At 48.4% G+C, this 4,040-nt stretch carries 4 protein-coding genes; all 4 read left to right on the plus strand.

Annotated features, from left to right (window positions below):
- Positions 1–973: N-acetyl-gamma-glutamyl-phosphate reductase (argC, locus tag RAC86_RS36105; protein ID WP_377886728.1), on the plus strand; the 973-nt coding region annotated here is incomplete at its 5' end.
- A gap of 19 nt (positions 974–992) precedes the next feature.
- On the plus strand, positions 993–2,213 hold the full coding sequence (argJ, locus tag RAC86_RS36110; protein WP_377886729.1) for a bifunctional ornithine acetyltransferase/N-acetylglutamate synthase: 1,221 nt from the start codon (positions 993–995) through the stop codon (positions 2,211–2,213).
- Between the two features lie 14 nt (positions 2,214–2,227).
- Positions 2,228–3,004, plus strand: a complete 777-nt coding sequence (gene argB, locus RAC86_RS36115) for an acetylglutamate kinase (RefSeq protein ID WP_377886730.1) — start codon at positions 2,228–2,230, stop codon at positions 3,002–3,004.
- Positions 3,001–4,040: acetylornithine transaminase (locus RAC86_RS36120; RefSeq protein ID WP_377886731.1), on the plus strand; the 1,040-nt coding region annotated here is incomplete at its 3' end. The genes argB and RAC86_RS36120, both read left to right, overlap by 4 nt.

Raw genomic sequence — 4,040 nt, forward strand, 5'->3', positions numbered from 1 at the left:
TCATCCTCATGCAGAGGAATGCATACTTTATTCATCCAGCGGAGAAGGGAATGTCTATAGCGAGGGTTATCCTCATCTTACCGGCTTAGCGGATCAGCAACTGAAGCCGATTGATATGAATACGATCAAACACGAAATAGATATCATGTTTCTCGCTGCGCCGCCCGGAGTATCAAGTGAATTGACTCCAAAGCTGGCAGACGCGGGAATTCCGGTTATTGATCTGTCAGGTGATCTGAGGATACAAGAACCGGCTGAATATGAAAAATGGTATAAACGGACAGCGGCACCGAAGGCGGTGATTCAAGAGGCGGTATACGGTCTGGCAGAACTGAATCAACAGCAAATTCAACAGGCGAAACTCATTGCCAATCCAGGCTGTTTTCCAACAGCTGTTTTGCTTGGCCTCGCGCCATTGGCTCAAAAGAAACTGCTCGATGAATCTTTCGTTATCGTTGACGCGAAGACCGGTGTTTCCGGAGCGGGAAGAAAAGCATCCATGGGAACCCATTTTTCTGAGCTGAACGACAATTTTAAAATTTATAAAGTCAATGAACATCAGCACACGCCGGAAATTGAGCAGGCGCTGAATGAATGGCAGCCAGGTCTCGGGCCCATTACATTTTCGGCTCACTTGGTTCCGATGACAAGGGGCATCATGGCGACGATGTATACCAGATTAACCTGTGACCTATCCGCAGATGACCTGCATGATTTATATTCGGAATTTTACCAAGATTCATATTTTGTGAGAGTGAGGCCAAAAGGTCAGTACCCGCAAACGAAAGAAGTGTACGGCAGCAATTTCTGTGATATCGCCGTGACCCTCGATGAGAGAACGAACAGAGTCACGATCGTCTCGGTAATCGATAATTTAATGAAGGGTGCCGCCGGTCAGGCAGTGCAAAACTTTAATTTGATGAATGGCTGGAATGAAGAAACTGGACTCACCATCACGCCAATTTATCCATAGAACGGGAGAGAATCGAACCATGATTCAGTTAAGTGAAGATCAAATTGTAAAAGTAACAGGTGATGTATCCTCGCCAAAAGGGTTTCAGGCAAAGGGTGTGCATTGCGGGCTGCGCTACTCGAAAAAAGACCTCGGCGTCATTATCAGCGAGACACCGGCTGTGAGTGCAGCAGTTTATACCCAAAGCCACTTTCAGGCTGCTCCGATCAAAGTGACACAAGACAGCTTAAAGCACGGACCGACACTGAAAGCCGTCATCGTCAACAGCGCCATTGCCAACGCCTGCACGGGAGAACAGGGCTTAAAGGACGCATACACAATGCGGGAGAGCTTTGCTTCACAGCTTGGCATTGAGCCGGAGCTTGTCGCTGTTTCATCAACGGGTGTCATCGGCGAGCATTTAGACATGGAAAAAATCCACGCGGGGATCGAGTTGCTGAAAGAAACACCTGCGGGATCAGGCGATTTTGAGGAAGCGATTTTAACAACTGATACGGTAATCAAGCAGACGTGCTATGAGCTGGCAATCGGCGGCAAAACAGTCACGATCGGCGGAGCGGCCAAAGGCTCTGGGATGATACACCCGAACATGGCCACGATGCTGGGATTTGTGACAACTGACGCGGCAATCGAAGAAAAAGCGCTGCAAAAGGCGCTTCGGGAAATCACTGACGTTTCATTTAACCAAATCACAGTTGACGGAGAAACATCCACGAACGATATGGTATTAGTTATGGCGAATGGCTGCGCCGAAAACGAGTGCCTGACAGAAGACCATCCAGACTGGCCGGTCTTTAAAAAAGCGCTCTTGCTCACTTGTGAGGATCTGGCTAAAGAGATTGCCAGAGACGGAGAAGGCGCGACAAAACTAATTGAAGCCCAAGTGCAGGGAGCGAAAAACAATCTTGATGCAAACGTCATTGCCAAAAAGATTGTCGGCTCAAATCTTGTAAAAACGGCAGTATACGGAACAGATGCCAACTGGGGGCGGATCATCGGAGCCATCGGACACTCCGCAGCACAGGTGACGGCAGAAGAAGTAGAGGTTTATCTTGGCGGCCAATGCCTGTTTAAGAATAACGAACCTCAGCCATTCTCTGAATCTCTCGCCAAGGAATACCTTGAAGGAGATGAAATCACCATTATCATCAAGATGGATGAAGGGGATGGAAACGGGAGAGCGTGGGGCTGTGACCTGACCTATGACTATATCAAAATTAACGCGAGCTATCGCACGTAATAAAGGGGAGCGAAATGAAGAAAACAATCGTTTTTAAATGCGGGGGAAGCGTCATCCGTGAGCTGTCGGAGGAATTTTATCAAAATCTGAAAGAGCTGAGGGCGTCAGGCTGGAAGCTGGCAATCGTACATGGCGGGGGACCGGAAATCACAAATATGCTGAAACGGTTAAATATCAAGACAGAGTTTTCGGGCGGACAGAGGAAAACAACGAAGCCGGTGCTGGAAGTGGCGGAAATGGTTTTATCCGGTTCTGTCAATAAATTTTTCGTTGCTGAGCTTGCCAAACACGGACTGCGAGCCGCGGGCATTTCTGGTAAGGATGGCGGTCTTTTGGAGGCTGATTATCTAGATCCGGAAACATACGGAGAAGTGGGAGAAATCAAAAAAGTCGATGCGTCCCTGGTGAACGCGCTGATGGAAAATGGCATCATCCCCGTTATTGCGCCGCTGTCTATGACAAGCGACTGCAAAACGCTGAATGTAAATGCTGATCTGGCTGCTTCAGCAGTCGCCGGAGCGCTTGAAGCCGATAAGCTGATGTTCGTCACGGATGTCGATGGAATCATGAAGGAAAAGCAGCGTCTGGACGTCCTGACCCCTAAGGAGATTCAGATGCTGATCAAGCAGGAAGTGATCACAGGAGGGATGATCCCGAAGGTCAATTCAGCCTTGTCAGCTTTATCAGATCAGGTGTCTGAAGTCATGATCGTAAACGGTAAAGGATCATTCTTCGCAGAACAAACCTTTCAAGGGACAAAAATTGTCAAAGCAAAGGAGGCTGTTTCATGAGCAGCTTGTTTCAAACCTACGGCCGTTGGGATATTGACATCAAAAAAGCAAAGGGAACGTACGTTGAGGATCAAAACGGCAAAACATACCTTGATTTCATTCAGGGGATTGCGGTATCAAATCTAGGACACTGCCATGAAGCGGTGACAGAGGCAGTCAAAAACCAGCTTGACAGCGTATGGCACGTATCCAACCTGTTTCAAAACAGTCTCCAAGAGCAAGCGGCGCAGAAGCTGGCAGCGCATAGTGCCGGAGATCTTGTCTTTTTCTGCAACAGCGGCGCGGAGGCGAATGAAGGTGCGATAAAGCTTGCCAGAAAAGCAACTGGAAAAACAAAAATCATCACTTTTCTTCAGTCGTTCCATGGCCGCACGTATGCAGGGATGGCTGCGACCGGACAGGATAAAATCAAAACAGGCTTCGGCCCGATGCTTGAAGGCTTTCACTACCTGCCATACAATGATCCTTCTGCTTTTAAAGCTCTTGGGGAGGAAGGCGATATTGCCGCGGTGATGCTTGAAACAGTGCAGGGAGAAGGAGGAGTCAATCCGGCGAGTGCTGAATTTTTATCAGCCGTACAGTCGTTTTGCAAGGAAAAGCAAGCCCTTCTCATCATTGATGAAATCCAGACCGGCATCGGACGGACGGGAAAAGGCTTCGCATATGAGCACTTCGGACTCTCACCGGATATCATCACAGTCGCCAAAGGATTGGGAAACGGCTTTCCGGTCGGCACTGTCATCGGAAAAAAACAGCTTGGAGAAGCGTTTACCCCTGGTTCTCACGGAACGACTTTCGGAGGAAATATGCTGGCGATGGCTGCTGTGAATGCCACATTGCAAATTGTATTCCAGCCTGACTTTTTGCAAGAGGCTGCTGACAAAGGGGCGTTTTTAAAAGAACAGCTTGAGGCAGAGCTAAAGAGCCCTTTTGTTAAACAAATCCGAGGTAAAGGATTAATGCTTGGAATTGAGTGTGATGGCCCGGTTGCTGACATTATTGCTGAATTGCAGACATTAGGCTTGCTTGTATTGCC

It is taken from the genome of Bacillus sp. LR_5, from assembly GCF_042709275.1.

Excerpts from the sequence above, each read along its gene's own strand:
- argJ (WP_377886729.1), top strand. The coding sequence starts at position 993 with ATGATTCAGTTAAGTGAAGATCAAATTGTAAAAGTAACAGGTGATGTA.
- argB (WP_377886730.1), top strand. The coding sequence starts at position 2,228 with ATGAAGAAAACAATCGTTTTTAAATGCGGGGGAAGCGTCATCCGTGAG.